The sequence below is a fragment of the Pseudaquabacterium terrae genome, assembly GCF_013266755.1.
GTDB lineage: Bacteria > Pseudomonadota > Gammaproteobacteria > Burkholderiales > Burkholderiaceae_C > Pseudaquabacterium > Pseudaquabacterium terrae.
The window spans coordinates 137,612-163,749 of the sequence record NZ_JABRWJ010000003.1; the positions used below are offsets into that span (position 1 = coordinate 137,612).

Sequence of the window (26,138 nt, forward strand, 5' to 3'; positions counted from 1 at the left end):
TCCGTCGTCCCGCAACTAAGCACGCCCGCTCACCATCATGCGAGTGAGCTCGGCCACCGAGCGCGCCTTCATCTTCGCCATGCCGCGCGCGCGGTACAGCTCGACGGTCTTGATCGACAGGCCGATGCGGTCGGCGATGTTCTTGTTGTAGGTACCCTGGATCACGTGGCCGAGCACCTGGCGTTCGCGCGGCGTCAACGCAGCCTCGCGTGCGGTGAAGCGGCGCTGCGCTTCGTCGTCCTCGCCGTCGCGCGGTGCAGCCGCGTCGGGCGCCGGGACCCCCGGAGAACGAGAACTTGCCCCCGACGCGAACGCCGCATCGAGTGCCGCCTCCAGCGCTTCGTCGTCGAAGGGCTTCTCGAGCAGCGTCACGGCGCCCTTGCGCATCGCCTCCACGGCGAGCGGCACGTCGGCATGGCCGCTCATGTAGATGACAGGCGGCGCGGCGTCGAGCTCGGCCAGGCGGTCGTGCACGTCGAGGCCGGACAGCTCGGGCATGCGCACGTCGAGCATCAGGCAGCAGCGTTCGCTGCGGTCGCGCCGGGCCAGCGCCTCGACCGCTTCGCGCGGGTCGCCCCAGGCCTGCACCTCGAAGCCGCAGCCGGCGAGCCAGAAGCGCGTGGCCTCGCGGAATTCGAGGTTGTCGTCGACGATGTAGACCATTGAGCGCTTGCTCATGAATTCTCCTTGGCGGCCTCTGCCAGCAGCGGCAGGCCGAGATGGAACGTGGCGCCGCGCTCGGGATTGCGGCTGAACCAGAGGCGGCCCTGGTGCAGCTCGACGAACGAGCGGCAGATCGACAGGCCGATGCCCATGCCGTTGGGTTTGCTCGACGCGAAGGGCACGAAGAGCCTGGCGGCCGCGTCGTCGGCGAGGCCGCAGCCGTTGTCGCGCACCTGCAGCTCGACGTCGCGCTCGCGCACGAAGAGCCGCAGGCTTAGCTGCGGCTTGGGCGGCGGGTCGCTGCGCAGCGCGTCGAGCGCGTTGCGCATCAGGTTCACGACCACCTGCTGCAGCATCACGACGTCACCGCGCACGCGCACCGGCATGTCGGGCAGGTCGAGGGTCAGCGTCGCGCCGCTGCGGCGCAGGTCCCAGTCGAGCAGCGATGCGCAGGCGCGCACCAGCGCCACCACATCGACGCGAACGTGGCGCGGCTGGTGCGAATGCGTGAACTCGCGGATACGGCCGATCACGCGCGACGCGAACATCACCTGCTCGATCGCGCGGCCCAGCGCATCGGTCTCCTCGGCCTGCAGCGCGCGCCGCGCCAGTCGCGCGCGCAGGCCGCGCAGCAGGTTCGCGGCGGCGCCGATCGGCTGGTTCAGCTCATGCGCCAGCGTGGTCGCCATCTCGCCGACGGAAATCACGCGCGAGGTGAACAGCAGCTGCTCGCGGTCGTCGAGCTGGCGCTGCAGCGCGCGGCCCTGCTCGCGGCGATCGGCCAGGCGCAGCAGCCGGTGCTCGGCGTCGAAGGGCACGAGCTGGGCGTCCCCCGCGAACGCGTCGCCGAGGATCAGCCGCTGCGGCGCGGGCGTTTCGGCCGACAGCAGCGCGGGCAGCGCGGCGTCGACGGCGGCCAGCGACGCGCCGGCGCCGATCGTCGGCAGCAGCGCCCGCCACGCCGGACTGATCCAGCGCAGCGTGGCCGAGCGGCGGTGCACCAGCGCGACCGCATCGCCGAGGGCGGCCAGCGCCTGGCAGCAGGCCGGGGGCAGCGTCTCGAGCGCCGGTGGGTCGAGGTCGAGCGTGGCGGACATCACGTCTCCAGCAGCGGCGCCTGGGGGCCGAGCAGCGGTTGCGGGCTCACCAGCACCAGCACGCTCCACTGCCCGCCCAGCGCGGTCCAGAAGCGGCGCACGGCATCGATGCGTACGCCGGCTTGCCGCCAGCGCGGCGGCCCGATGCGCACCGGCCCGAGCTGCAGCTCGCACGGCACGGCGCCGAGCGGCGCGCCCGCGCTGTCCAGCGCAACGAGCCGGCGACCGCCGCGCGGATGGTGTTCCTTGATCGCGCGCACCTGGCACCAGGCGCGCGCCGGCGCGTCGGCCGCCCATTGCAGATGCGCCGGGAATCGCTGGCCGCTGAAGGCGACGCGGCCGGCCATCGGGCCGCGCGGGCGCGGCATCGGCCGCGGCCACAGCACGAAGGCCCAGGCGCTGCCTGGCGTGTCGTCGGCCTGCGGGCACACCAGCACCACACAGCGGGCGCGCGACCAGTGTTCGGCGGCGGCACGCAGCGCAGCCGGCGGCTGGGGCGCGGCCAGGCGCTCGTTGATCGCGCGGGCGAGCGGATCCTGCCACTGTGCGGCATCGCCGTTGTCGATCTCGACGCCGGCTGGGGCATCGTAGGCGGCGGTGTCATCGGACAGCGGATCGTCGGGCAGCGCGATCGGATCCGGATCGCGCTTCGCGGCCCGCGGTTCGTCGCGCTCCTCGTCGCGTCGCGATGCCGGCGTCTCGGCCTGGCGCGCCATCGGCCAGGCGTCGCCGGGATGCACCTGCAGGCCGATCAGTGTCACCGGCATCAGCTGGTCGGCGGGCAGTGCGAAGCCGTTGGCCAGGTCTGCCGCCGGCTGCGCCGCATCGGGCGCGCGTGGCGCCTCGGCGCTCACCACAGCCTGCGGCCGTGCGGCGGCCTGCAGCGTCGCGGTGTGCAGCGCGGCATCCTCCGGGGCCGCGACCTCGGACGCGGCGAGCGCCGGGCTGTGCGCGAGGGTGACCGCCTGCATGGCGTCAGGCCGCGAGCGCGGTGTCGCGCAGCGTGAGGCCGCTCACATCGAGTGTCAGCGCATGCGGGTCCAGACCGAGCAGCTGGCGCAGGTAGTTGGCGGCGCCCTGCTTCACGTGCGCCATGGCGGCCGCGCCGTCGCGGCGTGCGCGCGCGGCGAGGTCGGTCATCAGCACCGACAGGATCGCCAGCTGTTCGGCATAGGCCTGGCGCTCGCGCAGCGGCGCCCGCTGCCAGGCGGGGCTGCCGCGCACGATCGCGACCAGCTGGTGGCTCAGCGCCGGCAGCGCCTCGGGCGGCGATTCGGTGCCGTGCAGTGCGTGCAGGTTGGCGGCGACGAAGTGCGCCAGCGCGGCACCGACGTCGTCGTCCGCCGCCGCCGTGTCGCCGGACCGCACGACGCTGCGATAGTGGCGCAGGCAGCGCTGGTACAGCGCGGCGAGCTCCAGGCGCTCGCGCGCCGGACCCGGATGCGTGGCGGCCAACTGGCCCGGGGCCAGCGGCGACGCCGCGCGCGGCACCGTCAGCGGCGCCTCGCTGACACCCACCGCGTGCAGCGCACGCAGCGAGGTGGCGATGGCCTCGCGCAGGCGCTGCGTGAGATCGGGCGGGGTCGGTCGGTTCATGCGAAACACTCCGGGTGAGGCCGGCGGCGAGACGCCGGGCCGGTCCGCGCTGTGTTGCAGCCGGCGCGCGCCGGGTTCAATCGGCGTGCCCGTCGCACGCCGGGCGCTGGTCAGCGATGCGCAGGTGCGCGGGCGCCAGTGCGCGCGCCGCGAGGCGGTCGGCCAGCCGCGGCGCGTGCTGCCGCAGCGCGGCTGCCGCCTCGGCAGTGGGGGTGGTGATGGCCAGCGTCCACGGTGCCGGCGCTGCGCCGGCGGGCTGCGGCGCGACCACGCGCTCGGCGCGCAGCGACAGCGCGAGGCCGTCGGGGTCGTTCAGCGAGAGCTCCCAGACAGTGCCGGCGTCCGTGGGCGTCACGACGATGGGCGTGCACGCCGCGGCGTCACGGGTTTGCGCCGCGGCCTGGGCCGCGCATGCGGCAGCGGCCTGATCGCCGCCGGCGCTCACGGCCGGCGTGGTGGGCGCGGCGGCCAGCGGCGGCGCGTGCGGCGTGGCCGGCGGCCAGGCCAGCAGGCCTGCCGGCGTGGTGGCCTCGGCCGTCGGCGTCGCTGGCTCGTCGGCCCCGGCTTGCTGCAGCAGCGCCCGTGCAAACTGTTCGCCGAGCCGGCCCGTCGTCGCCGACGTCGCGGGACGTTGCAGCGCCTGACCGCGTCCTTCGTCCGCGGGTCCGGCCGGCGCAGACGCCGGTGGCGGCAGCGCGCAATCTCCTGCTGCCGGCGCGGCCGCGGCGGCGCCCAGCTTCATCGCGCCACCACGCGCAGGTCTTCCTGCTCGAGCTCGGCACGCTGCTCGCGCGCCCGGCCGACCGCGCGTTTCGCCTCGCCGTGCAGGCCGCGCACGGCGTCCTCGCGTGCCAGCGCGCGGGTCAGCTCGGCGCGCGCCTGCGCCGCGGCCTCCTGGGCTTCCTCGAGCTTGCGCTCATCGCCAACCAATGCGTACTCGGCGCGTTCCAGCCGATCGGCCAGCTTGTCGCGCTGTGCGACCAGGTGCTGCGACCAGCGCGCGAGCTGCCCGTCGAACCCGTGTGCCACCGATTCGCCCAGCGCGTCGATCTCGCGCCGCACGCGGTCGATCAGGCGCTGCCGCTCGTGCACCGCCTGCTCGGCGTCGACGACGGCGGCCGACGCGGCGGTGAACGCATCACGCGAGCGCTGCACGCGCAGCGCGCGCAGCCGCACCAGCTGCTGCGCCTCTCCCGGGCTGGGCAGACGGGCGGTCACTCTGCCACCTGCTGCAGCGCCGCGATCGTCTCGCCGAACACCGTCGCCTCGTCCGAGCCTTGCGTCAGCAGCGCCTTGATCGCCGGCATGCGCTCGATCGCCTGGTCGGCCAGCGGGTCGCTGCCGGCCTGGTACTCGCCGACGCGCAGCAGGAACTCGACCTCGGCATGCCGCGCCATCAGCGCACGCAGCCGCGACGCAGCCTGCCGGTGCGCTGGCGCGGCGACGCGCGTGAAGACGCGGCTCGCGCTGCCCAGCACGTCGATCGCCGGATAGTGGTGGGCCTGGGCCAGCGCGCGCGACAGCACGATGTGGCCGTCGAGGATCGAGCGCACCTCCTCGGCCACCGGGTCGCTGTTGTCGTCGTCCTCGGCCAGCACGGTGTAGAACGCGGTGATCGAGCCGTGCGCGTCGTTGCCGGCGCGCTCGAACAGGCGCGGCAGCTCGGCGAAGACCGACGGCGGATAACCGCGCCGCACCGGCGGCTCCATCGCCGACAGCCCCAGCTCGCGCAAGCCCCGCGCGAAGCGCGTCACCGAGTCGACCAGCAGCAGCACACGCTTGCCCTGTGCGCGAAAGCCTTCGGCGATGGCCGTCGCGGCGATCGCGGCGCGCACGCGCTCCAGCGCCGGCCGGTCCGAGGTCGAGACCACGACCACCGAGCGCGCGAGCCCCTGCTCGCCGAGGCTCTCGTCGATGAATTCACGCACCTCGCGGCCGCGTTCGCCGACCAGCGCGATGACGTTGACGTCGGCCTCGGCCTGCCGCGCCAGCATGCCCAGCAGCGTGGACTTGCCGCCGCCGGCCATCGCGAAGATGCCGATGCGCTGGCCGATGCCCACCGTCAGCGCGGCATCGATCGCGCGCACCCCCGTCGGCAGCGGATCGTCGACGCCGCGGCGCTGCAGCGGCGGCGGCGCCGGCGCGTACAGCGGTGTGTGCATCAGGTCCGGCCCGGGCTCGAGCGGGCGGCCATCCAGCGGCCGGCCGAAGGCGTCTATGACGCGGCCGAGCAGCGCCGGCCCGCAGGGCACACGCGCCTCGTCGGCCAGCGCCTGCACCGCGGCACCGACGGCCACGCCCTGCAGCGGGCCGTAGGGCGCGAGGATCACCTCGGGTCCGGCGAAGCCGATCACTTCGGCCAATAGCGGATCGCTGATGTCGTCCGGCCGCGCCGGGTCGACGATGCGGCACTGATGCCCGATGCGCGCGCGCAAGCCCGTGGCGCGCAGCACCGTGCCGCCGGCCTGCACGACGCGGCCGTGCTCGACCACCGTGCGCGTGGCCTGCAACGTGCGCAGCAGGCGCTGGGTGGTGTCGATGGCGACTTCGCTCATTGGTGCACCCTACAGCCTGCGGCCGGTCCCGCCGAGCGGGAATGAGCCGCTCCGGGCGGCCGCGCGTGGCTCATGTCCACACCTCGGCCAGGCGCGCGAGTTGCGCCTCGAGCGCGACGTCGACGCTGCCGTGTTCGGTCTCCAGCCGGCAGCCGTCGGGTGCGCATTGCGGATCGGCGCGCACCTCGAAGAGCGGTGCGCCCTCGCCTTGCGCCGCGTCGGCCAGGCGTGCACGCAGCGCGTCGGCCTGCTGCGGATGCACGACCAGCGCCGGCAGCGCGCCGGGCAGTAGCTCGGCGGCAGCGGTGGCGGCCAGCGCCAGCAGCACCGCGTCGTCGGCGAATGCGCCCAGCAGCTTGCGCACCACCTGCAGCGCGAGCGCGGCGGTGTCGGCGCGCTGGCGCGTGCGTTCGGCCTGGGTCTCGCCGGCGACGCGGACCAGCGCATCGGCCAGCTCCTGCGCTGCAGCGCGCCGGCCCTCGGCCAGGCCGGCCGCGTGGCCTTCGGCGCGGCCGGTCTCGATCGCGTCGGTGATCGCCTGCACCTGTTCGTCGCGCCGGCGTTCCAGCGTGTCGCGCAACGCCAGCGCATGCTGCAGCAGCGGCACCTCGGCCGCGCGCAGCACGAGCCGATCGCACGCGATGCGCGCCTCGCCGCCGCGCTGCCACCAGAGAAAACTCATGCGCCCTGCCCCAGCGCGCGGGCGCGAACGATCAGCGTCTCGGCCAGCTCCGGCGTCATGCGCGCGGGTTCGACTGGCGCCAGTGCGCGGCACACCGCGTCGCGCAGCGCGCCCTGCGGCAACGCCGCCAGCAACACCGCGACGCCGGCCGCGCGCAGCCGTGGGCCGACCTGCGCCGCCGACTCGATGCGCGCCAACGGCGTGAGGCCGAACGGCATCGCCGATTCGGGCTGCAGCAGCAAATCGCCGAACACCGCTTCGCCCAACAGCGCGCGCGCGGCGACGAGCCGCGGGCCGTCGATCCACAGGCGCATCGCCGGCAGGTGCAGCAGCGCCCCGAGGCGCGCCTGCAGGATCAGGAACGCAGCATCGGGCAGCGCCAGCCAGTCCGGTGCCCGGTCCAGCGCATCCCAGTCGACGGCCTCGACGGCGGCGGGCGCCAGGTCCATCAGGCGCTGCGCGAGCGTGGCGCGGCGGTGCCGCAGCGCGGCGGTGGCCAGGCGGGTCGCGGCTTCTGCCGCGGAAGGGGTCATCGTCGTGCTCATCTCATCTCACCGTCGTGTGGCGCCGCAGCGCCGCCTGGAAATCGGCCGGCAGCGGCCGCGTCATGTCCGTATCGGGGGCCGGCAAGGCGCGCAGCAGCGCGGGCACCGGTGCGCGCGGAACATTGCGCCGGCGCCACCACAGCAGCGCACTGCCGAGCAGCACCGCGCCGCCCGTCGTCGCGCCCAGCAGCAGCGGCACCTTCAGCGAGGCCTCGCGCGCCCCCGGCCCCGCGGCCATCACGCGCGGCGTCTCGACCGGCATGCCTTCGGCCGGAAACAGCGCCACGGTGACGTGGTCGTAGGACAGGCCTTCGAGGCTGTTGACGACCAGCGCCTTGATCTGCGTGACCTGCGGCCGCAGGTCCTTGTCGGGCCGGTGCTTGATGAAGACCGATGCGGCGGCCGGCTGCGGCTTGTCCATCAGCGGATGGCGCTCGGGCACCACCAGGTGCACCCGCGCGGCGACCACGCCGTCGATGCTGGCCAGCGTGTTCGAGATCTCCTGCGACAGCGCATGCACCAGCCGCGCGCGCTCTTCGAGCGGCGACGACACGAAGCCCTCGCGCTTGAAGACCTTGCCCATGCTGTCGAAGCTCTCGCGCGGATAACCCTGCGCGTTGAGCAGGCGCACGGCATCGGAGAAATCGCTGCGTGAGGTCAGCACCGAGAAGCGGCCGTCCTGCACCTTCTTGTCGGCATCGATGCCGGCGCCGCGCAGCACCGCGACCATCTCGTTGGCCTGGCGTTCGGTGAGCTGCGAATACAGCTCCTGGCTGGAGCAGCCGGCGAGGATGGCCAGTGCGCACAGGAGCAGTCGAGTGGATTTCATGGTCATGCCTGCTGGCGGAAGAGTTGCTGCAGGCCGTCGGATGTGCGGTTCGCGATGTTCGACGTCAGCTGGCAATGGAACATGAACTCCTGGCAGCGCATCGTCAGCAGCACCACGTCGCTGGGGCTCATGTCGCGGCCGCCGGCCGTCGCGGCCTGCGCCTGCGACGACAGCTTCGCGGCCTCGCTGTTGATGTGCTCGAAGGGCGTCATCAGCTGCTTGCTCACCTCGGAGGTGGGCTGCACCGGCTGCGCTTCCAGCCGCGCCTGCGCGCCGGCCAGCGCCTGCTGGAAGCTGCCGATGTCGGTGAGCGACACGCCGTAGCCGACCTGCACGGGCGAAGCCGCGCTGGCCGCGCCCGCGGCGGAGGGACCCAGGGCCGCCGCAGCGGCAATCTCGAACGACATGTCGCGTCTCCTGCGTTGCGGTGGCCGTCAGCCCTTGCGCGCCATCGTCTCGAGGGCCTGGCCCACGGACGAGATCGACGTGCTGGAGCTGTTCGACAGGAAGCTCATGCGCAGCGACTCGGTCGTCAGCTCGGTCAGCGCCGACGGGTTGTCGCTGCCGCCGGCTGCCACCGCGTCGGATTTCTGCTGGATCAGGTTGGCTTGGCTGTCCAGTGCCTGGCCCCAGGCGCGGGCCATCGCTTCGAAGAAGCTGCCGCTGCCGGAAGCGCTGCTGCCCTTGCTTTGCGACAGCGGCGTCGTGGCGAGGAGAGACAGGGTGTTGAGTGAAGTGCTGCTCATGATGGAAAGGCTCCTGGGGTTGCGAAGGCCGTTCCCGAGGCGGCCGAAGGATTCATGCACGGGGCATGGGTTGCGGGTCTCGATTCAGAAGTTCAAGTTGGTTTGGCGGCCGTCGCGTTCCAGCACGACGCGCTGCGCGGCGATCTGCGCGATGCGGTGGCCCGAGGGCAGCAGCGCGCCGACGAAATAGCGCGCGCCGTCGACCGTGACGACGTAGGCCGGATCGCCCGGCACCAGCGAGGCGATGCGCTTGTTCGGGTCGTCGACCACCGGCGGCGTGGGCAGCGGCAGTGGCGTCGCGGTGTTGCGCAGAACAAGCCTCTGCAGGCCGCGCACGTCGCGCCGCACGACGTCCTCGGCACGGCCGAGGCGCTCGGCATCCCGCTCGGCCACCTCGCCAGCGAAGCGGCCAGCGCCTTCGGGTTTCACCTGCGCGGCGATGCCGTTGACGCGGAAGACCTCGGCGATCTCGCGCGCGATCTGATCGTCGACCAGCAGGTCCAGCGCCGGCGTCCACTGCCGTGCCGCGAGCCAGGCCTCCAGGCGCGCGCGCTGCGCCGCGTCGGCGAGGCGGCCGCGCAGCACGGGCTTGCCGTCGGGCAGCGTGGCGGCGTCGAGCGGCGCGAACTCTCCCGCCTTCAGGGCATCGGCCAAGGCGGCAGCGGTGAGCACGGCCTGCGGCTGCGGCGCCGCGGCGACGTGCGCCATCCACAGCGTGCCGCCGCAGGCCAGCAGCACCGCAGCGCCGGTGGCGGCGAGCCAGGCCTCGGCGCGGCGGCGCAGCGGCCGCGTCTTTTGGGCGCCATCAACCGCGGCGGAGGCGGTCGTCGACACGGCAGCGCTCGCCTCGCCCGGTGCCGGCCACTCGTCCTCGCAGGCCAGGCCGAAGGCCAGCACCGTGTCGCCGATGCGCAAGGGTGCATGCCGGGCCCAGCCTGCGTGGGCGCCGGCGGCGAGCACCTGGTCGCCGAGCCGCAATTCCCCTTCGATCACCTCGACCAGCGCGTGCGCGATGTCGGCGGTGATGCGCAGCCGGGCCGCGCCGGCGTCGTCGCGCAGCACGATGTCGGCCTCGGCCGAGCCGCCAGCGGCGATCACGGTCGCGCGGCCGGCGGCCAGCGGCGCGCGTGCGCCGGCCTGCGGCCCTTCGAGCACACGCAGTTCAAGGGCCTGCAGCGAATCGAGCATCAGCGGGTCGCGGTCCATGGTGATCGGCGTTCCGTTCGAGGGGTGATCAAGGTGTGGTGGTGCGGGTCGATGCGCGCGGGCCGGTGTTGGCGACCTGCTGGCGGGTCGGCATCGCGTCGAGGTCGAGCACGACCGAGCCGCGCGCCGGCGGCGTGTAGACGGCGGGCGCCGCCTGCGGTGCGTAGGTGGCGGGCGCCGCCTGCGGCGCGTAGGTGGCGGGCGCCGCCTGCGGCGCGGTCGGCTTCGGCGCGGCGGCCTGCAGCACGGCCGGCGGCTGCGCCGGCATCGGTGCCGGGGGCGCCGTCGGCAGCCCCGGCGCGGCCTGCGCCGGCGCGGCGCGCGGCACGGCGGCACCGCCGCTGCCCGGACGCGAGGCGGCCAGGCGGGGCGTGATCAGGAACATGCGCTCGATGCGCGAGCTGTTGCTCTTGCTGTTCTTGAACAGGTTGCCGACCAGGGGGATATCGCCCAGCCCGGGCACCTTGTCGGTGCTCGACGAGGTGACGTCGCGCGTCATGCCGCCGATCAACAGGCTCTCGCCTTCCATGATCAGCGCCTGCGTATTGATCGTCGAGCGCTCGACCACCGGGATCTGGTCGACGGTGCGGCCGGTGATGTTGCCGTCCTCGACGTTGACCATCAGCTTGATGCGCGCGCCTTCGCGGTCCTTGAAGACGTGCGGCGTCACGCGCAGCGAGGTGCCGGCGCTGACGTTGAAGAGGTCGACCTCGTCCTTGCCGGCGACACGCACGAAGAAGGTCGAGCTGTTGTCGAACACGGCCTCGACGTTGGACAGCGTCACCACCTGCGGGCTGGAGACGACGCGCGCCGCACCTTCGGCCTGCAGCGCGCGAATGCGCGAGACGAACTGGCCGACCGAGCCGAGCACCGCGGTGATCACGCCGCCGGCGCCGATCGGCGGCACGCTGCCACCGAAGCCGACCGACTGGCCGGCGTTGTTCCAGCGCCAGTCGATGCCCAGCTCGCGCAGCCGGTCGGTGTTGACGTCGATGATCGTCGCCTCGATCTCCAGCGACTGCGGCTCGACATCGAGCGCGGCGATCAGCTGTTCATAACGCGGCAGGCGATCGGCAAGGTCACGCACGATCACCGCGTTCAGGCGCTGGTCCGCTTCGATGCGGATCGGGTTGGCGTCCGGCGCGATCGTTGCCGGCGGACCTTCGGCGGGCTGCGCGGTGCGGGCCAGCGCGGCGACCAGCAGGTCGGCCGCGCTTTCGCGCGAACCGCTGGTCTTGACCGATGCGCCCTGCCCCGCCAGCCCCTGGCCGCGCAGGCTCGGCTGCGTGGGTTTCAGCAGCACCTCCTGGCCCAGCGGCGCACCTGACCGCCCGCCGACCAACGAGCGCAGGATCGACGCCACGCCCGGCAGCACGACCTGCTTGCCGCCGAAGGTCATCGTCTGGTCTTGCGCCCAGGCGTAGCGCAGGTAGAAGACGCGGAAGTCCATCGCGCCGGCGTTGGGCGCCGCGGCCGCGGGCGCGACTTGCGCGGCGCGCACCATCTCGTCGACCTGCTCGACGAAACGCTTCGTTCCGACCGCCAGCAGCTGGCCCTCGCCGCCGCGGCGCAAGGTGTTGCGCGCATCGGGCAGTCCTTGTTCGCCCGCCTCGCGCAGCAGGCGTTCGGCCGCCGACGGTGACGCGTTGAAGCTCTTGCGCACCAGGTCCGACGCCGGCACCACGTGCATCACCGCGCCGTCGAAGTAGGTGACCAGGTTGTAGACGCGCGCGACATCGCGCAGCACCTTCTCCGCCGGGCCGTTGAAACTGCCGTTGACCGCACCGGTCAGCCCCGGGCCGACGGCCACCGGCACGTCGACCGCGGCGAACAGGTTCTGCAGGAAGGCGCCGATCGGCTGCTCGCGCGCGGTGATCGACACATTGCGCTGGCCATTGGGCAGCGGGCCGGCGTGGGCAGTTGCGGCGGTGAAGGCCAGCACGGTGAGCGCGCCGGCGACGAGCGTCACCAGGGTGGCGATGTCGCGCAGCACGCGGAAGATGGTGGCGTTGTTCATCATTGAGCTTTCAGCATCGGCGCCGAGGGCACGTCGATGCGTTCGAGGATGTCGAGCTCGAGCGTCGGCATCAGCTCGTGGTACGACAGCACCGGCGTGTCGAAACACTCCGGCTCGATCAGCTTGCGCAGATGCCAGCGCACGTCGATGGCAGTGACCAGCGCGCGCGGGCCGCGCTCAGTGACGCAGGCGGCGATACGCTCGGCGATGCGCCGCGCGGCCTCGGGCTCGAGCGCCAGCTGCGCGACGCCGCCGGTCACGCGCACCGCCTGGCGCAGCAGGTCTTCGAGCGCCGGCTCCAGCATCAGCACCGGCAGCCGGCCGTCGGGCGCGACGCGGTGGCAGATCTGGCGCTTGAGCGCAATGCGCGCGAATTCGGTCAGCGCGTGCGCATCCTTGTCGCGCTGGCCGGCTTCGGACAGCGCCTCGAGGATGTCGCGCAGGTTGCGGATCGACACCGCCTCGCCGACCAGCCTGCGCAGCACGTCGGCCACGCGCTGCACCGGCAGCGCGCGCAGCACTTCCTTGACGACGTCGGGCGCATCGACCGAGGCGCGCGTCAGCAGGTTCGTCGTGTCCTGCATGCCGAGGAACAGCGGCGCGTGGCGGCGCAGCGCCTGTTTGACCGGCTCACCCAGCGCGCTGGCCGCGTCGAACACGCCCTCGGGCAGGCGACCGTGCGCGATCGGCACTTCGAAGGCCAGCAGCTCCCAGCGGCCGGCGTCGGCGGCGCCCGGCTGGCCGTGCACGTGGATGCGCGGCAGCGCCAGGCCGAGGCCGAGCTGGAACTCCTCCAGCACCTGTTCCAGCGCCGGCGTCAGCGTGCGCCCCTGCTCAGCCGCCAGCAGGGCCGCCGGCACGCGCAGCAGCAGCGGCACGGCAGGCCGCGCCTGCGGCAGCGCCGTCTGCGTGACCTGCTGCGGCACGTCGAGCCGTTTCACCAGCCCGCGCATCGCGGGGTGGCGCCGCGCATGCAGCCAGTCGCGGCAGGCCGGCGTCATCAGCAGGCCGGTGCCGGCGATGGCCAGCGCCAGCAGCAGAAACACGGTGGTCGGAAAACCCGGCACCAGGCCCATCAGCACGCAGATGCCGCCGGCGACGATCAGCACGCGCGGCTTGGCGGTCAATTGCTTGCGCACCGAATCGCCGAGGTGCTTGTCCTCTTCGTCGGCGGTGCGGGTGACGATCAGGCCGGCGGCCATCGCGCCGAGCAGCGCCGGGATCTGCGCCACCATGCCTTCGCCGATGGTCAGGATGGAGTACTTCGTCAGCGCGCTGCCGACGTCCAGGTCCTGCATCATCACGCCGATCGCCAGCCCGCCGAGCAGGTTGATCACGATGATCACGATGCCGGCGATCGCGTCGCCCTTGACGAACTTCATCGCGCCGTCGAGGCTGCCGTGCAGCTTGCTTTCCAGCTCCAGCGCGCGGCGGCGGCGCTTGGCCTCGTCCTTGTCGATCAGGCCGGCGCGCAGGTCGGAGTCGATCGACATCTGCTTGCCCGGCATCGCATCGAGCGAGAAGCGCGCGGCGACCTCGGCGACGCGCTCGGCGCCCTTGGCGATCACGATGAACTGCACCACCGTGATGATCAGGAAGACGACCAGGCCGACCACCAGGTTGCCGCCGGCGACGACCTTGCCGAAGGTGTCGATGATGTCGCCGGCGTGGCCCTGCAGCAGGATCAGGCGCGTGGTGGCGATCGACAGCGACAGCCTGAACAGCGTGGTCATCAGCAGCACGCTGGGGAATACCGAGAACTCCAGCGGCGACTGGATGTAGATGCCCAGCAGCAGCAGCAGGATGCCCGAGGCGATGTTGAAGGCCACCAGCAGGTCGATCAGCCAGATCGGCAGCGGCAGCACCATCATCGCGACGATGGCGATGACGCCGGCGACCATCACCAGGTCGCTGTAGCGCGCGAGCAGGCCCTCGCGCACGCTGCCGGCGCTGCGGAAGTAGGCGGACATGGTCACGGTCAGTACCCCTTGGCCACGAGCTCGCCAGCGGCGGAGACGCGGAATTCGTCCTTCAGCCGGCGGTAGATCGCCGACACGTCGCGCACGTAGGCCTGCGTCTCGGGATACGGCGGCACGTCGTTGCCGTGTTTGGCGACCGCGCCTTCGCCGGCGTTGTAGGCGGCGAGCACGAGGCGCAGGTCGGCGCCATAGCGGCCCTGCAGCGTGCGCAGCAGCGCGGCGCTGGCGCGCAGGTTGGTTTGCGTGTCATGCAGCGTGCGCTCGGCATTGCGCACGCCGAAGCGCTCGGCCGTGGCCGGCATCACCTGCATCAGCCCGCGCGCACCGGCCGGCGAGACCGCCTGCGGGTTGTGGCGCGATTCGATGTGCGCGATGGCGTGCAGCAGCAGCGGGTCGAGCTGGTGCGCGCGGGCGGCATCCACCAGCGCCGGCGCGAGCGCGACGATGCGCTCGCCGTCGCGGCCGAGTGGTGCCTGCGGCGCGCGGCTGGGCGGCAGCGCGGCCATCGCCAGCGTCGCCTGAGCGGGTGCGTCCTGCAGCGACAACGCGACGGTCGTCGCGCGGTCGAACATCAGCAGCTGCTCGGCCGCGCGGGCGCTGCCGCCGCTGTCGACCAGGCCCGGGCACTGCTGCGCGATCAGGCGAAAGCGGGCTGACGGGTCCGCTGCGGAGGCACCGGGCGCCGGCAGCGCACCGGTGCACGGCTGGGCGGCGGCGCCGGCGCTGCAGGCGATCACGGCCAGCGCCAGCAGCTGGCGGGCCGTGCTCGTCTTCGGGGGTCTGAGGGACATCCTGCGCTCCGGTGCTCAAAGGGCTTGAGGGACCGGGCTGGGTTGCGCGGCCCGCGCAGCCCGTTCAAGCCAAGGGCTAGCGGCGGGCGCGAATCAGGAAGGATTCCTGCGCCAGCGTGCCATTCGTCACGGCCGCGAAGGCCTGGCGCAGCTGCTCGAACGAGCTCAGCGGCAAGGCGGCGAAGTCCGCGCCCGACAGCTCGCCCGGCAGCGCGGCCAGCACGTCGCGCTCGGTGCCGAAGCAGGTCACCATCTCGGGCGTGCCGCGCGGGTTCATCGTGATCTCGAAGCGCATCGCGCCCGGCAGCTGCACGCCGGCCTGGGCGCTGACGCGCGAGTCGCGCTGGAAGCGGTTCGGGAAGAAGCGCGTGATCTGGCGCTGCTCGTCCTGCAGGAAGCAGTAGACATGCGCGTCGCGGTTCGGGCGCACGCTCAGGCGCACGGCCTCGCCGCGGTTGAAGCCGCCGGCGTTCGGCGTCGCGATGCGCACCTCCAGCGGCGTCTGCGGCGCTGTCTGCGGCGGTACCTGCTGTGGCTTCTGCGGCGGCGGCGTGCTCGCCGGTTCGCGCGCCGGCAGCGGTTCACCCAGCGCGCGGTGGTCGGTGGCCAGGTAGGCATGGAAGAAGTCGATCGACAGCTTCGGCTCGCGCGACAGGCCCAGCCGCTCGCGGTAGCGCCCCACGGCATCCTTCAACGCCGCGCTGACCTCGCCGTCGGCCGGGCCGTCGTAGATGCGCCGCATGCGCAGCTGCTGCTGGAACCACGCGATCAGCTGCGACGGCCGGGTGGCCATCGTGTCGTACCAGTCCTGCACCTCGGCCGCGACCGCCGGCTCGGCCAGGCCGGCGCCGAAGCAGCTCCAGTACGGCACCTTGGCGAGGCGGCCGACCAGCTCGATGGCGGCGACATCGGCCAGCAGGCGCAGCGCGGTCGCCGGCCCTTCGGCGCCGCTGGCCGGCAGGCTCAGCCGCGTGCCGAACTTGACCAGCTCGGCCTGGCCCGCGGCCAGCGCGACGCTGTGGCGCGACGCGCTGCCGGGCAGCAGCGACTGGTCGTCGGTCGCCTGCAGCGACAGGTCGAGCGAAAAGGACTCGGCGCCCGCACCCGTCTCCGCGCGGCGCAGGCTGCCGCGCAAGGCCACCGGCGCCAGCGCGGCGCCCGCCTCGCGCGGCGTGGCCAGCAGGCGCACGGCTCGGCTGCGCGCGCTGATGTCGGCGGCAGCGGCCAGCATCAGCTCACGGGTGCCGCCGGCACCGCGCGCCGCGCGCTCGTCGATCTCTCCCACCTGCACAGCCAGGTCACGCACGCCGTAGTCGGCCAGCAGGTGGTCGACGCAGCGGCGCAGCGCGGGCACATCGCTCATCAGGCGCTGCGGCGCGGCCGACTCGGCCGCCTTGACCGACGACATGCCCGTGCACAGCAGCGCGAGCACTCCCGGCAAGGCGCGGGCCGCAAGAGCACGCAGCGGACGAACAAGGCGCGACGGCATGGTGGATCGGACTCCCCGAGGGTGACGCGGCGACGGCGCGCGACCGGTCGGCCGCACGCTCACCGCCCTCAGTTGCAGCGGCGGCGCGCTCGGTTCAATCGCCGGTGCAGGAATCCTGCGTCGTCCGGCAACCCACCCCTTCACGGCGCACGATGCTTGCGCGCCCGCGTGGCTACAGTCGAGGATCGATCTTTCGACAGGTGCGCCGCATGCAACGACAGCTGAACGAACAATCCGGCGAAGCCGCCGCGGCGCATGCCAGCCACGGCCTGGCCACCGGCGAATCGCAGCGCGCCGACTGGACCATCGACCAGGGCTGGGAGCGCTACACGCCGGAACAGCATGGCGTCTGGAAGACGCTGTTCGAGCGGCAGACCAAGCTGCTGCCCGGCCGCGCCTGCGACGAGTTCGTGGCCGGCATGCACGACCTGCCGATCGGCCCCGAGCAGATCCCCGACTTCCGGCGCCTGTCGGACGTGCTGATGAAGCGCACCGGCTGGCAGGTGGTCGCCGTGCCCGGGCTGGTGCCCGACGACGTGTTCTTCGAGCACCTGGCCAACCGCCGCTTTCCCTCCGGCCACTTCATCCGCAAGCCGCACGAGCTGGACTACCTGGAAGAGCCGGATGTCTTCCACGACGTGTTCGGCCACGTGCCGATGCTGATGAACCCGGTGATCGCCGACTACATCCAGGCCTATGGCCAAGGCGGCCTGCGCGCGCAGCGGCTCGGCAAGCTGGCCCACCTGGCGCGGGTGTACTGGTACACGGTCGAGTTCGGCCTGCTGAAGCAGAAGGACGGCGTGCGCATCTACGGCGCCGGCATCGCCTCGTCATACACCGAGAGCGTGTTCTCGCTCGACAGCGCATCACCGAACCGCCTGCGCTTCGACCTCGAGCGGGTGATGCGCACGCACTACCGCATCGACGACTTCCAGGAAACCTACTTCGTCATCGACGATCTCGACGAGCTGCTGCAGCTGGCGCACATCGACTTCGCGCCGCTGTATGCGAAGCTGGACAGCGGGCCCGAGTATCAGCCGGGGGATGTGTTGGGGAGTGATGGGGTCGTGGCGCGGGGGGATGGGAGCTATCACGCTGCGAAAGCTGGGTCGAACAAGTGAAGGGCGTCGAGACTGACGCTCGTGAGTCGTTGATTCTTTGTCTTCTGGGCGGCGCTCCTGCGCTCGAAAGTCCGTCGGAGGTAAGGCGTGTGCGACACCCGCCGCGTACAGGTGATCGCGTGCCCTCGCTGCCTGTGAGCAGGTGTTGCATACGCGCACAAGCCCTCGACTTGCCTGGCTGTGGTCGTCAGGCCAAGAGTGTCGGCCACCATGCGGCGGGGCATCAGACCGTGCGCCTGACATCTACCGGCTGACGGTCACTATCGACCCGAAGCGGTATTCAATCCCAAACAGGGTGCGAGAGTCGCCCTCCCGATCTCCGAAGCGTTGACGCCGCCACGTGCACGCGCGACCATGCTTTCGCGGAAGGGTGGCATCCCACGAGGTACGATAAACCCGAACGTGGACGTGCCGGCCCTCCTGGGCCGAGACTCGCGGTGACGATAACGGTAGCCTCGGGCAAGCCTTGTGAGTCAGCCGCAAATGCCTCAGGGCGGAGCCGCCGGGCTGGGTGCACATTGCGTCGATGGATTCGTGCTTGCGGCTCTTGACTTGGGGCCCGATGCAAGCAGAAGGGCCAAGGCCTTTAAACTGGTTCGGTGCTATGCACGAAGTATTCATCAGCTACTCGTCCCGCCACCGCGAACTCACCCGCCACTTGGCAGAGGCCATAGAGCGCCAGTATGGTCCCGGCTCTGTTTGGTGGGACCAAGAGCTGGAAGCACGCTCCTCATACGCAAAGCAGATCCGGGCAGCACTGGAAAGATCGCGCGTCGTCGTTGTTGTATGGACTGCCGGCGCCCTGGTGTCAGACTATGTTTACGCCGAAGCGACACTCGCCTTTGCCGCGCACAAGTTGGTCAACGTCCGCCCAGATGAGATCCATTTCCGACAGATCCCGGAGCCCTTCAACATTCATCATGTTGAGGATGCATCGGCAACAGAAAGGATCCTTCATGCGATTGGGCGTACCCTGGCCGGCACACCGTTGCCAACTCGCCTGCCGCTCCATGAACTGTACTGGCGTCAACACGGACAACGACTGCTCGACACAAAGCAAGGATCGTTGTCTGCCGACCTATTGAGGGTTAGCCCGAGCCAATTGCTGCAGGCCCGCTATGCGCAAGTCAGCTACGTCGACGCTTCGGGGCTACGCGCTGAATTCCTAAACTGGGCCTTGAGTTCTTCGGTCTTCACTGCCGGGCGAATCCTATACGGACCAGGCGGGACGGGGAAGACGCGCCTTCTTATCGAAGTAGCTAACACGCTGCGAAGCAACCACGACTGGGCAGCCGGCTTTGTCGAAGGACCAGCGCACGCCGGTGAGGCAACGCGCACGCAGTATCGCCAAGCATTGGAGCAAATCATCCTGCTAGGTGATGAGCCGGGCTTGCTCCTTGTTTTGGACTACGCCGAGGGCCGCCGAGAGGAGATTCTGGAGATCGTTGAGTGGCTCGCTTCACCTGTGGCTAAGAGGGAACGGCCGATCCGCATCGTCCTCCTGGCTCGCACGGTTGGGGATTGGTGGGACCGACTCCGGAATGAAAACGAACTGGTGCAGGGGACGTTTCGCGATGATCCTGACAGGACAGCCGTTGAGAAAATGCCGGCGTTCGATTTGCTCGACCAACGCGTAAAGCTACTCGAAGTCACTTGCGAAGCGTACGGAAAGGCTCTACGAAGCCAGGGCCTTCACCCACGATCCCTTGAAGAATCGACGGAGTTGCGCGAGGACATCGCGGACGCGTCTCGGTTTCAAAGCCCGCTCGAGATTCAGATGCGGGTGCTTCTCTGGCTCGCTGACGCGTCGGAGAATAGTCGGGGTGTCGCCAAAATGCTCGATCAAATTCTGGGCCTAGAGCGGCGTCACTGGAGTCGTGTGCTTGGACCAATGGAGGAGGACGAGCGAACCGCTTTGGAACGTGGTTTGGCACAAGTCACCTTGCTTCAAGGCTTGCCGACCAAGCAGGCTTCTGAAGCGCTGCTCATGCAGGACAAGTACTACGCCGGCCACCGGACTGCACCGGTCGATACGGCGCGCGTGCTCAGTCACCTGACGCGCCTGTATGACAACGGTGAAGGAGGACTGGTGCCATTGCAGCCGGATCTAATTGGCGAGCATCTGGTGGCAAAGCTCGGCGACTCACCCCTACTTGAGGGGTGTATCGCTTGGCTGGAGAGCGACGCTCACAAGTACCTGCCGGATGTGAACCTAGCGTTCCAGACTTTGGTTACCGTCCTTGAGCGAGCGACGCACGACGATCATGGGAGTCAGGCAAGCGCCTCCGCCGGACAGCTTCTCGATCAGCTAATTCGATCGCATCTTCCCAACTGGGCACCAGCAATCGTGAGGGCTGCGACGGGAGCGCCGATGCGCTTTACTGAGCGTCTGGACCGACTTCTTCCAATACTCTCACCGGAGGGGCTTGAAGCACTACATCGCGCTCTAGATGGATGGGAACTCTTTCTCGACTCGATACCAGTGAAAGTCGCCGAACGGCTTTTGGACCTCAAGCAAGCAACCCTTCACGCTGGCAGAGATGGTGACCCTGCAGAGAGCCAAGTGCAACTTGCGGCGCTGCACTCCAACCTTGCCTCTATGCTGCAGAGTTCAGATGCCCGGCGAGCAGCCAGTTTATCTCTCCGCGCGGTTGAGATCTTAAGACAGGTCGCCTTCGCCCAGCCCAATCGCAAGCTACCCGAGTTGCCTCTGGCGCTAGCGGCGTCTGCTGAATGCAGTGCTGAGTCGCATGACTACGACGAAGCCGTCGCGTCGTTGGAAGAAGCGGTTTCCATATGTCTCGGAATGATCAATCAATCCTCGCCGGACATGTATATCTATGGTGTGCTAGCGTTCTGCCAAGGGTCGCTGGCAATCAGGCTGTTGGATCTCGATCGGCGCGACGAGGCTGCTGCAGCGAGCGATACTGCCCTAGCTAGCTATCGGGCAATTTCTCCTACACCAACCACATATCAGTACCTGGCCAATCTGGCCGTAATTCTTCGCCAAAGGTCGACTGTGCTGTCAGCCTTTGGACTGTTTCAGGAAGCCCTCTCAGCTGCCGACGAGGCTGCTCGCATCCATGAGATCACCTACCAAGCAACGGACGACGAAAGCCTCGGCGGCCTTCTGCGCCGAAGCGGTTTCGTGCGACACAGAGAGGCTATCGCTTTGGCCCTCAACACCCACAAGGACGCAATGAAGCTCGCGGAGGATGCGCTGTATCTCTACCGCAGCGTATTGACCAGCGGCCAGCCAGCGTTCATGCCCTATCTCGCAGCCCGCTTGGAAGACCTGAGCACAATGTTCTTGGCTCATGGGCTGGGCGAAATTGCCCTTGAAGCCGCTCGCGATGCAATGGTTGTATATGGAATTCTCGGCCAGTTAGATCCTCAAACGTTTCTGCCGGAACTAGCGATATGCCTGAACAGAATGGGACAAATACTCCCGACTTTGGGTCGTACAGAGGAAGGCCAGGCGTTCACCGATGATGCGAATCGACTTGCAAGTCACTTCGTGGAAACTCCCGGCTTGTTGTCCTGGGAATCCATCAGATTTCGACGGCGGAACAATGAGGATCATCAGTTGTCGTCCACCCTTGGTGGACTGAACAAAGTACTTGTCTTTAGTAGTGATTTCATACAGCCGCTCAGGAAACTAGCTATTGATCGGCCCGACATCTTCTTGGCGAGCCTGGAGTCGAGCTTGGAATTGCTAGGTGAAGCTCTGGCGGAGCACGGCGACTACGAACGAGCATTGACCGCGTTTGATTGTTCGTCTCGGGCATACTGCGGAGTGAACTCCAATCAACGAGAGCATGATTTCGAGCATGCGACGCACGAAATGTGGAAATTGCTGGACCAGCCCCCACCGTTCTCCAGGTTCAGGATGATGCAGGCCAGGCGGCGGGCGTTTGAACTCTTTGCACATCGGCCCAATGATCCGCTTCATGCGGTTCGCCAACTGGGCCGTCGTTCGCTCGTCCAAGCCTGCGCGGACAAGAGGCAGGAAGCCGCTGCAATCGCCGAGGCGGCGCTTGCAGCGCTGGATCAGAACGCGTACCGGGGCGATGATGCTGATCGTCAACTCGCTCTAATCCTAGAGGATCTTCGGAGTCCGAAATGCGCGCTTTTCGACATAAGTGGCACTGCAGCGGACTCTTGACTCGCGCTTCGGCACCTGTCGGAAGGTAGGCAGGTCGCGTTCGGCGAACTCGCCTTGACGATGGAACGCGGAGCTCGGATCAGGCCGACGTAGTTTGGATATTGATTCAGATCGCGGACGGCAAGCGATCCGGAATGAGCTGAGTAGAGTCGAAGCCCGTCCGGGCCAGCACTGTTGCTGGCACCCACTCTGGCGCCGGAGAATTGCAGAATGCCAGCGTACCCTGACGATCCTCCGCAACGCCAGATCCGGGTGGGCGCTCAGTTTGTCGACGATCCGATGCGGGCGCTTGCGCCCGAAGAGAGCCTGCAGTTCGAGGCGGCCTTGATCGGGATCGCCGGCAGCGTCGGTCGGTCTGCTTGGCTGAGTGGCTGGCCAGTGTTCCGAGGCATGCTTCTCTCGGTGAACTTCGCATCCGCTGATGAGGGCTACGATGCGATCGGCTCCGCGGTACTGGTCGCACCAGGCCTTGCCCTCTGCGCCCATCACGTGGTGAAGCCGTACTACGACCGAATGTTGGCCGGGAAGGCTTCTTGTGTCTGCGTTGGGCCGCTCCACGACCGCGTGAATCTTTGGCGACTTAACCGCGCGACGTGGGTTGGAGGGACGGATCTCGAGCTGCTAAATCTGTCGTGCGCATCCGAGCTCCCGACGGACAGGGCCTTTTCGCAGGCGGTCCTTACAACTCGCACGCCGCGGATCGGCGAGACCTTAAAGCTCTGTGGCTTCCGACGTGATCGCATGGACGTCAAGCCGGGCGAGATCGCGTGCCATGGCAACGTACTCGTCTGCCAGGGTCGCGTGCAGCAGGTCTACCCGCAGTCGCGCGACAGAGCCATGCTTTCATGGCCTGTTGTTGAGGTGGACTGCCCGGCCTGGGGCGCCATGAGCGGCGGCCCTGTATTTGACGAACGGGGATACCTCATCGGCTTGGTTTGCTCATCTGTCGAGGGGTGCGACGGACCGGCATACGTCTCGCTCCTTTGGCCGGCGCTCGGACATCCGGTACCGACGAAATGGCCGTTCGAGCGTGATGGACTGACCTCGTTGCACCAGCTCGACGCATGCCTGATCGAAGGACGAGAAGCCTTCAGCGCCATTCCGCGCGATGCCGGTAGCGTCGCTTGGACAGTACAGCACTGGTAGCAGTCGCCTACCAATCGCTTGGACGCGCGTTCCTTCCGGGTTTGATTGGCGGCCTTAAGTCGTTAGTTAGTCCCAGTAGCCGCCGCGTCGATGCGTTGCTGGCTAGTCCTCGCTGGTAGTACCGGCTCAGCCGCCAGCTCCCTACCTCCCCATCCGTCTCTGCCCTTTCGCGCGCGAGAGCGGCGCCAGTCAGACCAGCGCCGCGTTACGCTGCGACACCCTCCCCCATCACCGCCACCAACATCTGATCCAACAGCCCCTGCCCCGGCGTCGGAATGATCGACGCACCCGCCATCTGCCGCAGCCGGTCAAACGCGTCGTCCAGCGTCTCCCCCCGCAGCACCGGCCCGTGGGCCGAGGCGACCGTGCGCGCCCCGTAGCCCTCCACCGCGTCGACGTGCCTTCCGTAGACCTGCGGGTCGAGCCACGCGTGCCACGGCGACACGGCGCTGTTCAGCGCCGGCATGCAGTTCGCCAGCAGCTCGGCCGGCAGCTCGCGCGCGTCCAGCGAGCCGGGCGTCAGGCAGGCGAACGAATCGACGATCCACATCGCGCCGCTCTTCGGGTCGAACAGGCCGCGCGACGTGGGGCCGTCGAAGACCGGCGGGCGGAACAGCTGCAGCACGCGGTCGCCGGCGTCGAAGCTGCCGCCGGGCTCGATCCAGCGCATGCGGTGCAGCGGCAGCGCCGGCTTCTCCAGCGCGAGCCGCTCGACGCTGAACCAGTTGGTCACCAGCGTGGCCTGCGGGCAGCGCTCCAGCACGTCGAACAGCGCGCCGGTGTGGTCCCCGTCGTCGTGCGACAGGAAGATCCAGCGCACGTCCTCAGGCTCGACGACCGAGAACGCCTTGTCGAGCCAGCTGGCGCGGTGCGCCGGCGCGCCGGTGTCGACGATCACCGGCTCGCGCCCGCGGATGACCATCGAATTGACGGGCAGCAGCAGGCCTTCGCCGGCGGGCACGAGATGGGGGATCAGCCAGGTGTCCGGCGCGATCAGCTCGGGGCTGGCGGCAGGAGCGGCGGGATGGGGGGTCACGGTCATGGCTCACGGTCCTCGAAGCACGGCGGGCGCGATGGCACTGGGTTTGCCGGCGGCGCCGCGGCGCCGGCAGGTGTCTGGGAAGACATCGTGCCGGCGCGCGCTTCGTTCGGAATCGCCCGTGTGGGCCATCGGCGGGCAATGCGGCGGGCCATCCGGATGGCCCGTTGCGAGGCCGGCCGGCGGCAGCGCCGCGTGAATCACCGACGCGGCAGCACCGCGTGAATCACCAACGTGGCAGCACCGCGTGAATCACCAACGCGGCAGCACCGCGTGTAGCGCCGCCCCGCCGCGTCAACCGCCTTCCAGCACCATGAAGTCCAGCCCGGCAATGCCCACCAGCTGCGCGATGGTGTAGGTCGCGGGGCTGACGAAGTTGCCCGGCGCCGGCCCCGGCGGGGTCGGCAAGGTCGAGAGGCCCCAGGGGTTGTAGACCAGCACGTCGGTGTTGTTCGGGTTGTTCGGGTCGGCGTCGACGATGAAGTGGGCGTGGCTGCCCACCAGCAGCTGGTTGTCGAAACCGTCCTTCACGGTGTCATTGACACCCAGCCAGACCACCTTGCCGGCGTTGATCACGCTGGCCATCGCCGCCTCCAGCTGCGCACGCACCTCGGGGTTGGTGCGGTCCATCGGCACCGTCACCAGGTAGCCGTTGTTGCCGAAACTCGTGCCGGGGTTGCTGACCGCGATCACCTTGCTCTGCACCAACGCGCCCAGCGGATCGCCCTGCCCGCCCTCGATCGCCGCGTAGGTGTTGAAACCCGTGCTCTCGGCCCGCGGCAGGATGCCCAGCGTGTTGGCCTGTGCATAGGCCTTCTCCAGCAGCGGCACCCAGATCTCGCCGTTCAGGGCCTTGTTGGCCGAGCCGGCATAGGCCAGCGTCGTCCCACCGGCCTCGGGCACCGGCAGCATGTCATTCACCGTCACCCAATGGGCCTTGCCGTTGGCGTCGAAGAAGCGCACGCCCCAGGTGCGCACGTCGCCCACCGCGGTGTTCTCGACGAACAACTCTTGCAGGGCCGTGGGCTTCGTCACCGCGAGGCCACCCATCGCGGCAATGAGGTAGCAGTCGCCGGCCGTGCCCTGGTTGACGTCGGACACGGCGATGCCGTCGACGAACAGCGCGCCGCTGGACTTGGCATACGCCGCGACCACCGACTTCGCCGCACCGGTGGCGCTGTCGCCCGCTGTGCTGGCGCCGGGCAGGTCGCCGCCCAGCAGCCACTTCTGGATCAGCTTGTCCAGCAGCTCGGGCGAGGCGCCGGCCGCCAGGCTGCCCAGCTCGCTGCGCTGCGCATTGCCGCCCTGGTAGAAGCGGTTGGCGTCCGAGCCTTCGACGAGGCGCGCGAACACATAACTCAGATAGTCAGCGGCCGCGCCGTTGCCGGCAAATGCCGCTGCGCCGCGCGCGGCCAGCGCCTGCAGGTCGGCCACTTCCTGTGCAGTGATCGGCGCATTGCCGTTGGCCTGGTGCGACGTGACGACGCCGCGCAGCAGCGCCACCAGTTCGGCATGGGTCATCGTGTTCGGCGCATCGGCCAAGATCACGGCGGCGTTGGCGCCGGGGGCCGCCAATTGGCCGGGCGGCGGGGCCAGCGCCTGGTCGATCGCCGTGCGCAGTGACGGCGTCTGGATCACGCTGGTCCAGCCGGCCGGCGCCGCGAGGTCGTTGTCGCCGTCGATGTCGAGGCCCAGCCCAGCCTCCACCGCGTCCAGCGCCGCCCCGCCCAGGACGCTGCCGCCGGAGAACGCGCCGCCAGCGTCGAAGCTGGCATCAAACACGTTGCCCTGCGGGTCCTGCGCAAACACACGCCAACCGCCGCCGGCCGTCGGCACGGCCTCGACGATCTCCCAGCCCGCCGGCAGCAGCTGGTCGTCGAGCGGCGCGGCGCCGACCATCAGCGTGGCCGACGCGCTGTCGACGCCGATGCGGTAGTGCCCCAGCTCGTTGACGTACAGGTTCGCCGCGCCGCCCTGCAGCAGCACGTCACCCTGGCCGAAGCCGCCGCTGTCGTTCAGGTCGACCTTGTACTGCTCTTCGGCGGCGTAGAGCGAGGCGCCCTGCAGCAGCGCCAGCGTCGCGGCATCGGCGCGGCCGGTGCTGTCCAGCCGCACCTCCAGCACCTGGTCCTCGTCCTCGTCATTGCGCACGAAGAGCTTGTAGCCCGCGCCGTCCTTCTCCACCGCCACCGCCGAGTAGCCGAAGGTGGAGTCGTCGATCGACGGCACCCCGGGGAGCGAGACTTTCACGGCATTGGCCATCGTCGTGCCGACGGCCCAGCTGCTGTCCGCGGTGATGACCAGCATCGCGCTGCCGATGTGGCGCGCATGCGGCTCGAGAACCTCGACCTTCGTGGTGGGCATGGGTTGCCTCCGGGTGTTGCTGTTGATGGGCACTCAGGTGCCCGCGCGCCGCGCATTCGAGCGTTGCACGGGGCTGCCGACTATGGCCCTGCGCGTCCCGTCGTGATC

The 26,138-nt window shown here is 69.8% G+C and carries 22 protein-coding genes; 3 read left to right on the forward strand and 19 right to left on the reverse strand.

What is annotated here, in order from left to right; all coding sequences use genetic code 11:
* Positions 1–15: 15 nt before the first annotated feature.
* The 17 genes from HLB44_RS09665 to HLB44_RS09745 form a co-directional block, all read right to left on the reverse strand.
* Positions 16–678, reverse strand: coding sequence for a response regulator transcription factor (locus HLB44_RS09665; RefSeq protein ID WP_173122378.1), 663 nt, complete (start codon positions 676–678; stop codon positions 16–18).
* A complete protein-coding gene (locus HLB44_RS09670) occupies positions 675–1,760 on the reverse strand; it encodes a sensor histidine kinase (RefSeq protein ID WP_173122379.1) in 1,086 nt (361 codons plus the stop codon). The genes HLB44_RS09665 and HLB44_RS09670 overlap by 4 nt, the downstream gene beginning before the upstream one ends.
* Positions 1,760–2,731: a hypothetical protein gene (locus tag HLB44_RS09675; protein ID WP_173122380.1), complete on the reverse strand. Its 972-nt coding sequence runs from the start codon at positions 2,729–2,731 to the stop codon at positions 1,760–1,762. The genes HLB44_RS09670 and HLB44_RS09675 overlap by 1 nt, the downstream gene beginning before the upstream one ends.
* Positions 2,732–2,735: 4 nt before the next feature.
* Positions 2,736–3,356 carry a DUF6683 family protein gene (locus HLB44_RS09680; RefSeq protein ID WP_173122381.1) on the reverse strand — a complete coding sequence of 207 codons (621 nt, stop codon included), beginning with the start codon at positions 3,354–3,356 and terminating at the stop codon, positions 2,736–2,738.
* A gap of 76 nt (positions 3,357–3,432) precedes the next feature.
* A complete protein-coding gene (locus HLB44_RS09685; RefSeq protein WP_173122382.1) occupies positions 3,433–4,098 on the reverse strand; it encodes a hypothetical protein in 666 nt (221 codons plus the stop codon).
* Positions 4,095–4,574: a hypothetical protein gene (locus HLB44_RS09690; RefSeq protein ID WP_173122383.1), complete on the reverse strand. Its 480-nt coding sequence runs from the start codon at positions 4,572–4,574 to the stop codon at positions 4,095–4,097. The genes HLB44_RS09685 and HLB44_RS09690 overlap by 4 nt, the downstream gene beginning before the upstream one ends.
* A complete protein-coding gene (locus HLB44_RS09695; protein WP_173122384.1) occupies positions 4,571–5,911 on the reverse strand; it encodes a FliI/YscN family ATPase in 1,341 nt (446 codons plus the stop codon). Before HLB44_RS09695 ends, HLB44_RS09690 begins: the two co-directional genes overlap by 4 nt.
* A gap of 70 nt (positions 5,912–5,981) precedes the next feature.
* Positions 5,982–6,593: a FliH/SctL family protein gene (locus HLB44_RS09700; protein ID WP_173122385.1), complete on the reverse strand. Its 612-nt coding sequence runs from the start codon at positions 6,591–6,593 to the stop codon at positions 5,982–5,984.
* Complete coding sequence (locus tag HLB44_RS09705; protein ID WP_173122386.1) at positions 6,590–7,138, reverse strand: hypothetical protein; 549 nt, start codon at positions 7,136–7,138, stop codon at positions 6,590–6,592. The genes HLB44_RS09700 and HLB44_RS09705 overlap by 4 nt, the downstream gene beginning before the upstream one ends.
* Before the next feature lies 1 nt (position 7,139).
* The gene (gene sctJ / locus HLB44_RS09710; protein ID WP_217283598.1) at positions 7,140–7,967 is read right to left on the reverse strand and encodes a type III secretion system inner membrane ring lipoprotein SctJ; all 828 of its coding nucleotides are present in this window, start codon (positions 7,965–7,967) and stop codon (positions 7,140–7,142) included.
* A 2-nt stretch (positions 7,968–7,969) separates the two neighbouring features.
* A complete protein-coding gene (locus tag HLB44_RS09715) occupies positions 7,970–8,374 on the reverse strand; it encodes a hypothetical protein (protein ID WP_173122388.1) in 405 nt (134 codons plus the stop codon).
* Between the two features lie 27 nt (positions 8,375–8,401).
* Positions 8,402–8,713 (reverse strand): hypothetical protein, encoded by a 312-nt coding sequence (locus HLB44_RS09720; RefSeq protein WP_173122389.1) that lies wholly within the window; start codon positions 8,711–8,713, stop codon positions 8,402–8,404.
* A gap of 84 nt (positions 8,714–8,797) precedes the next feature.
* On the reverse strand, positions 8,798–9,919 hold the full coding sequence (locus HLB44_RS09725) for a SctD/MshK family protein (RefSeq protein ID WP_173122390.1): 1,122 nt from the start codon (positions 9,917–9,919) through the stop codon (positions 8,798–8,800).
* A 28-nt stretch (positions 9,920–9,947) separates the two neighbouring features.
* A complete protein-coding gene (gene sctC, locus HLB44_RS09730) occupies positions 9,948–11,936 on the reverse strand; it encodes a type III secretion system outer membrane ring subunit SctC (protein ID WP_173122391.1) in 1,989 nt (662 codons plus the stop codon).
* A complete protein-coding gene (locus tag HLB44_RS09735) occupies positions 11,936–13,906 on the reverse strand; it encodes a flagellar biosynthesis protein FlhA (protein ID WP_217283599.1) in 1,971 nt (656 codons plus the stop codon). Before HLB44_RS09735 ends, sctC begins: the two co-directional genes overlap by 1 nt.
* 8 nt (positions 13,907–13,914) lie before the next feature.
* Positions 13,915–14,706, reverse strand: a complete 792-nt coding sequence (locus HLB44_RS09740; RefSeq protein WP_217283600.1) for a lytic transglycosylase domain-containing protein — start codon at positions 14,704–14,706, stop codon at positions 13,915–13,917.
* A 76-nt stretch (positions 14,707–14,782) separates the two neighbouring features.
* On the reverse strand, positions 14,783–16,138 hold the full coding sequence (locus HLB44_RS09745; protein WP_343051304.1) for a DUF4384 domain-containing protein: 1,356 nt from the start codon (positions 16,136–16,138) through the stop codon (positions 14,783–14,785).
* 266 nt (positions 16,139–16,404) lie between these two features.
* On the opposite strand from HLB44_RS09745, the gene phhA reads away from it, so the two are divergent.
* The 3 genes from phhA (at position 16,405) to HLB44_RS09760 (ending at position 22,627) form a co-directional block, all read left to right on the forward strand.
* Complete coding sequence (gene phhA, locus HLB44_RS09750; RefSeq protein WP_173122394.1) at positions 16,405–17,316, forward strand: phenylalanine 4-monooxygenase; 912 nt, start codon at positions 16,405–16,407, stop codon at positions 17,314–17,316.
* A gap of 604 nt (positions 17,317–17,920) precedes the next feature.
* Positions 17,921–21,481 (forward strand): toll/interleukin-1 receptor domain-containing protein, encoded by a 3,561-nt coding sequence (locus HLB44_RS09755; RefSeq protein ID WP_173122395.1) that lies wholly within the window; start codon positions 17,921–17,923, stop codon positions 21,479–21,481.
* 210 nt (positions 21,482–21,691) lie between these two features.
* Positions 21,692–22,627: a S1 family peptidase gene (locus HLB44_RS09760; protein ID WP_173122396.1), complete on the forward strand. Its 936-nt coding sequence runs from the start codon at positions 21,692–21,694 to the stop codon at positions 22,625–22,627.
* Positions 22,628–22,832: 205 nt separating this feature from the next.
* On the opposite strand, the gene HLB44_RS09765 is transcribed toward HLB44_RS09760, so the two are convergent.
* Both HLB44_RS09765 and HLB44_RS09770 read right to left on the reverse strand, forming a co-directional pair.
* Entirely contained in the window at positions 22,833–23,669 is an 837-nt protein-coding gene (locus tag HLB44_RS09765) for an MBL fold metallo-hydrolase (protein ID WP_173122397.1), read from the reverse strand.
* Positions 23,670–23,960: 291 nt separating this feature from the next.
* On the reverse strand, positions 23,961–26,030 hold the full coding sequence (locus HLB44_RS09770) for a C2 family cysteine protease (protein ID WP_173122398.1): 2,070 nt from the start codon (positions 26,028–26,030) through the stop codon (positions 23,961–23,963).
* Between the last annotated feature and the right edge of the window lie 108 nt (positions 26,031–26,138).

Bases quoted from the DNA above. Each gene is read 5' to 3' on its own strand.
- sctC (WP_173122391.1), bottom strand. From the start codon at position 11,936: ATGAACAACGCCACCATCTTCCGCGTGCTGCGCGACATCGCCACCCTG.
- HLB44_RS09740 (WP_217283600.1), bottom strand. From the start codon at position 14,706: ATGTCCCTCAGACCCCCGAAGACGAGCACGGCCCGCCAGCTGCTGGCG.
- HLB44_RS09700 (WP_173122385.1), bottom strand. From the start codon at position 6,593: ATGAGTTTTCTCTGGTGGCAGCGCGGCGGCGAGGCGCGCATCGCGTGC.
- HLB44_RS09755 (WP_173122395.1), top strand. From the start codon at position 17,921: ATGCACGAAGTATTCATCAGCTACTCGTCCCGCCACCGCGAACTCACC.
- HLB44_RS09705 (WP_173122386.1), bottom strand. From the start codon at position 7,138: ATGAGCACGACGATGACCCCTTCCGCGGCAGAAGCCGCGACCCGCCTG.
- HLB44_RS09695 (WP_173122384.1), bottom strand. From the start codon at position 5,911: ATGAGCGAAGTCGCCATCGACACCACCCAGCGCCTGCTGCGCACGTTG.
- HLB44_RS09665 (WP_173122378.1), bottom strand. From the start codon at position 678: ATGAGCAAGCGCTCAATGGTCTACATCGTCGACGACAACCTCGAATTC.
- sctJ (WP_217283598.1), bottom strand. From the start codon at position 7,967: ATGAAATCCACTCGACTGCTCCTGTGCGCACTGGCCATCCTCGCCGGC.
- HLB44_RS09760 (WP_173122396.1), top strand. From the start codon at position 21,692: ATGCCAGCGTACCCTGACGATCCTCCGCAACGCCAGATCCGGGTGGGC.
- HLB44_RS09725 (WP_173122390.1), bottom strand. From the start codon at position 9,919: ATGGACCGCGACCCGCTGATGCTCGATTCGCTGCAGGCCCTTGAACTG.
- HLB44_RS09720 (WP_173122389.1), bottom strand. From the start codon at position 8,713: ATGAGCAGCACTTCACTCAACACCCTGTCTCTCCTCGCCACGACGCCG.
- HLB44_RS09765 (WP_173122397.1), bottom strand. From the start codon at position 23,669: ATGACCGTGACCCCCCATCCCGCCGCTCCTGCCGCCAGCCCCGAGCTG.
- HLB44_RS09770 (WP_173122398.1), bottom strand. From the start codon at position 26,030: ATGCCCACCACGAAGGTCGAGGTTCTCGAGCCGCATGCGCGCCACATC.
- HLB44_RS09735 (WP_217283599.1), bottom strand. From the start codon at position 13,906: ATGTCCGCCTACTTCCGCAGCGCCGGCAGCGTGCGCGAGGGCCTGCTC.
- HLB44_RS09680 (WP_173122381.1), bottom strand. From the start codon at position 3,356: ATGAACCGACCGACCCCGCCCGATCTCACGCAGCGCCTGCGCGAGGCC.
- HLB44_RS09715 (WP_173122388.1), bottom strand. From the start codon at position 8,374: ATGTCGTTCGAGATTGCCGCTGCGGCGGCCCTGGGTCCCTCCGCCGCG.
- HLB44_RS09685 (WP_173122382.1), bottom strand. From the start codon at position 4,098: ATGAAGCTGGGCGCCGCCGCGGCCGCGCCGGCAGCAGGAGATTGCGCG.
- HLB44_RS09675 (WP_173122380.1), bottom strand. From the start codon at position 2,731: ATGCAGGCGGTCACCCTCGCGCACAGCCCGGCGCTCGCCGCGTCCGAG.
- phhA (WP_173122394.1), top strand. From the start codon at position 16,405: ATGCAACGACAGCTGAACGAACAATCCGGCGAAGCCGCCGCGGCGCAT.
- HLB44_RS09670 (WP_173122379.1), bottom strand. From the start codon at position 1,760: ATGTCCGCCACGCTCGACCTCGACCCACCGGCGCTCGAGACGCTGCCC.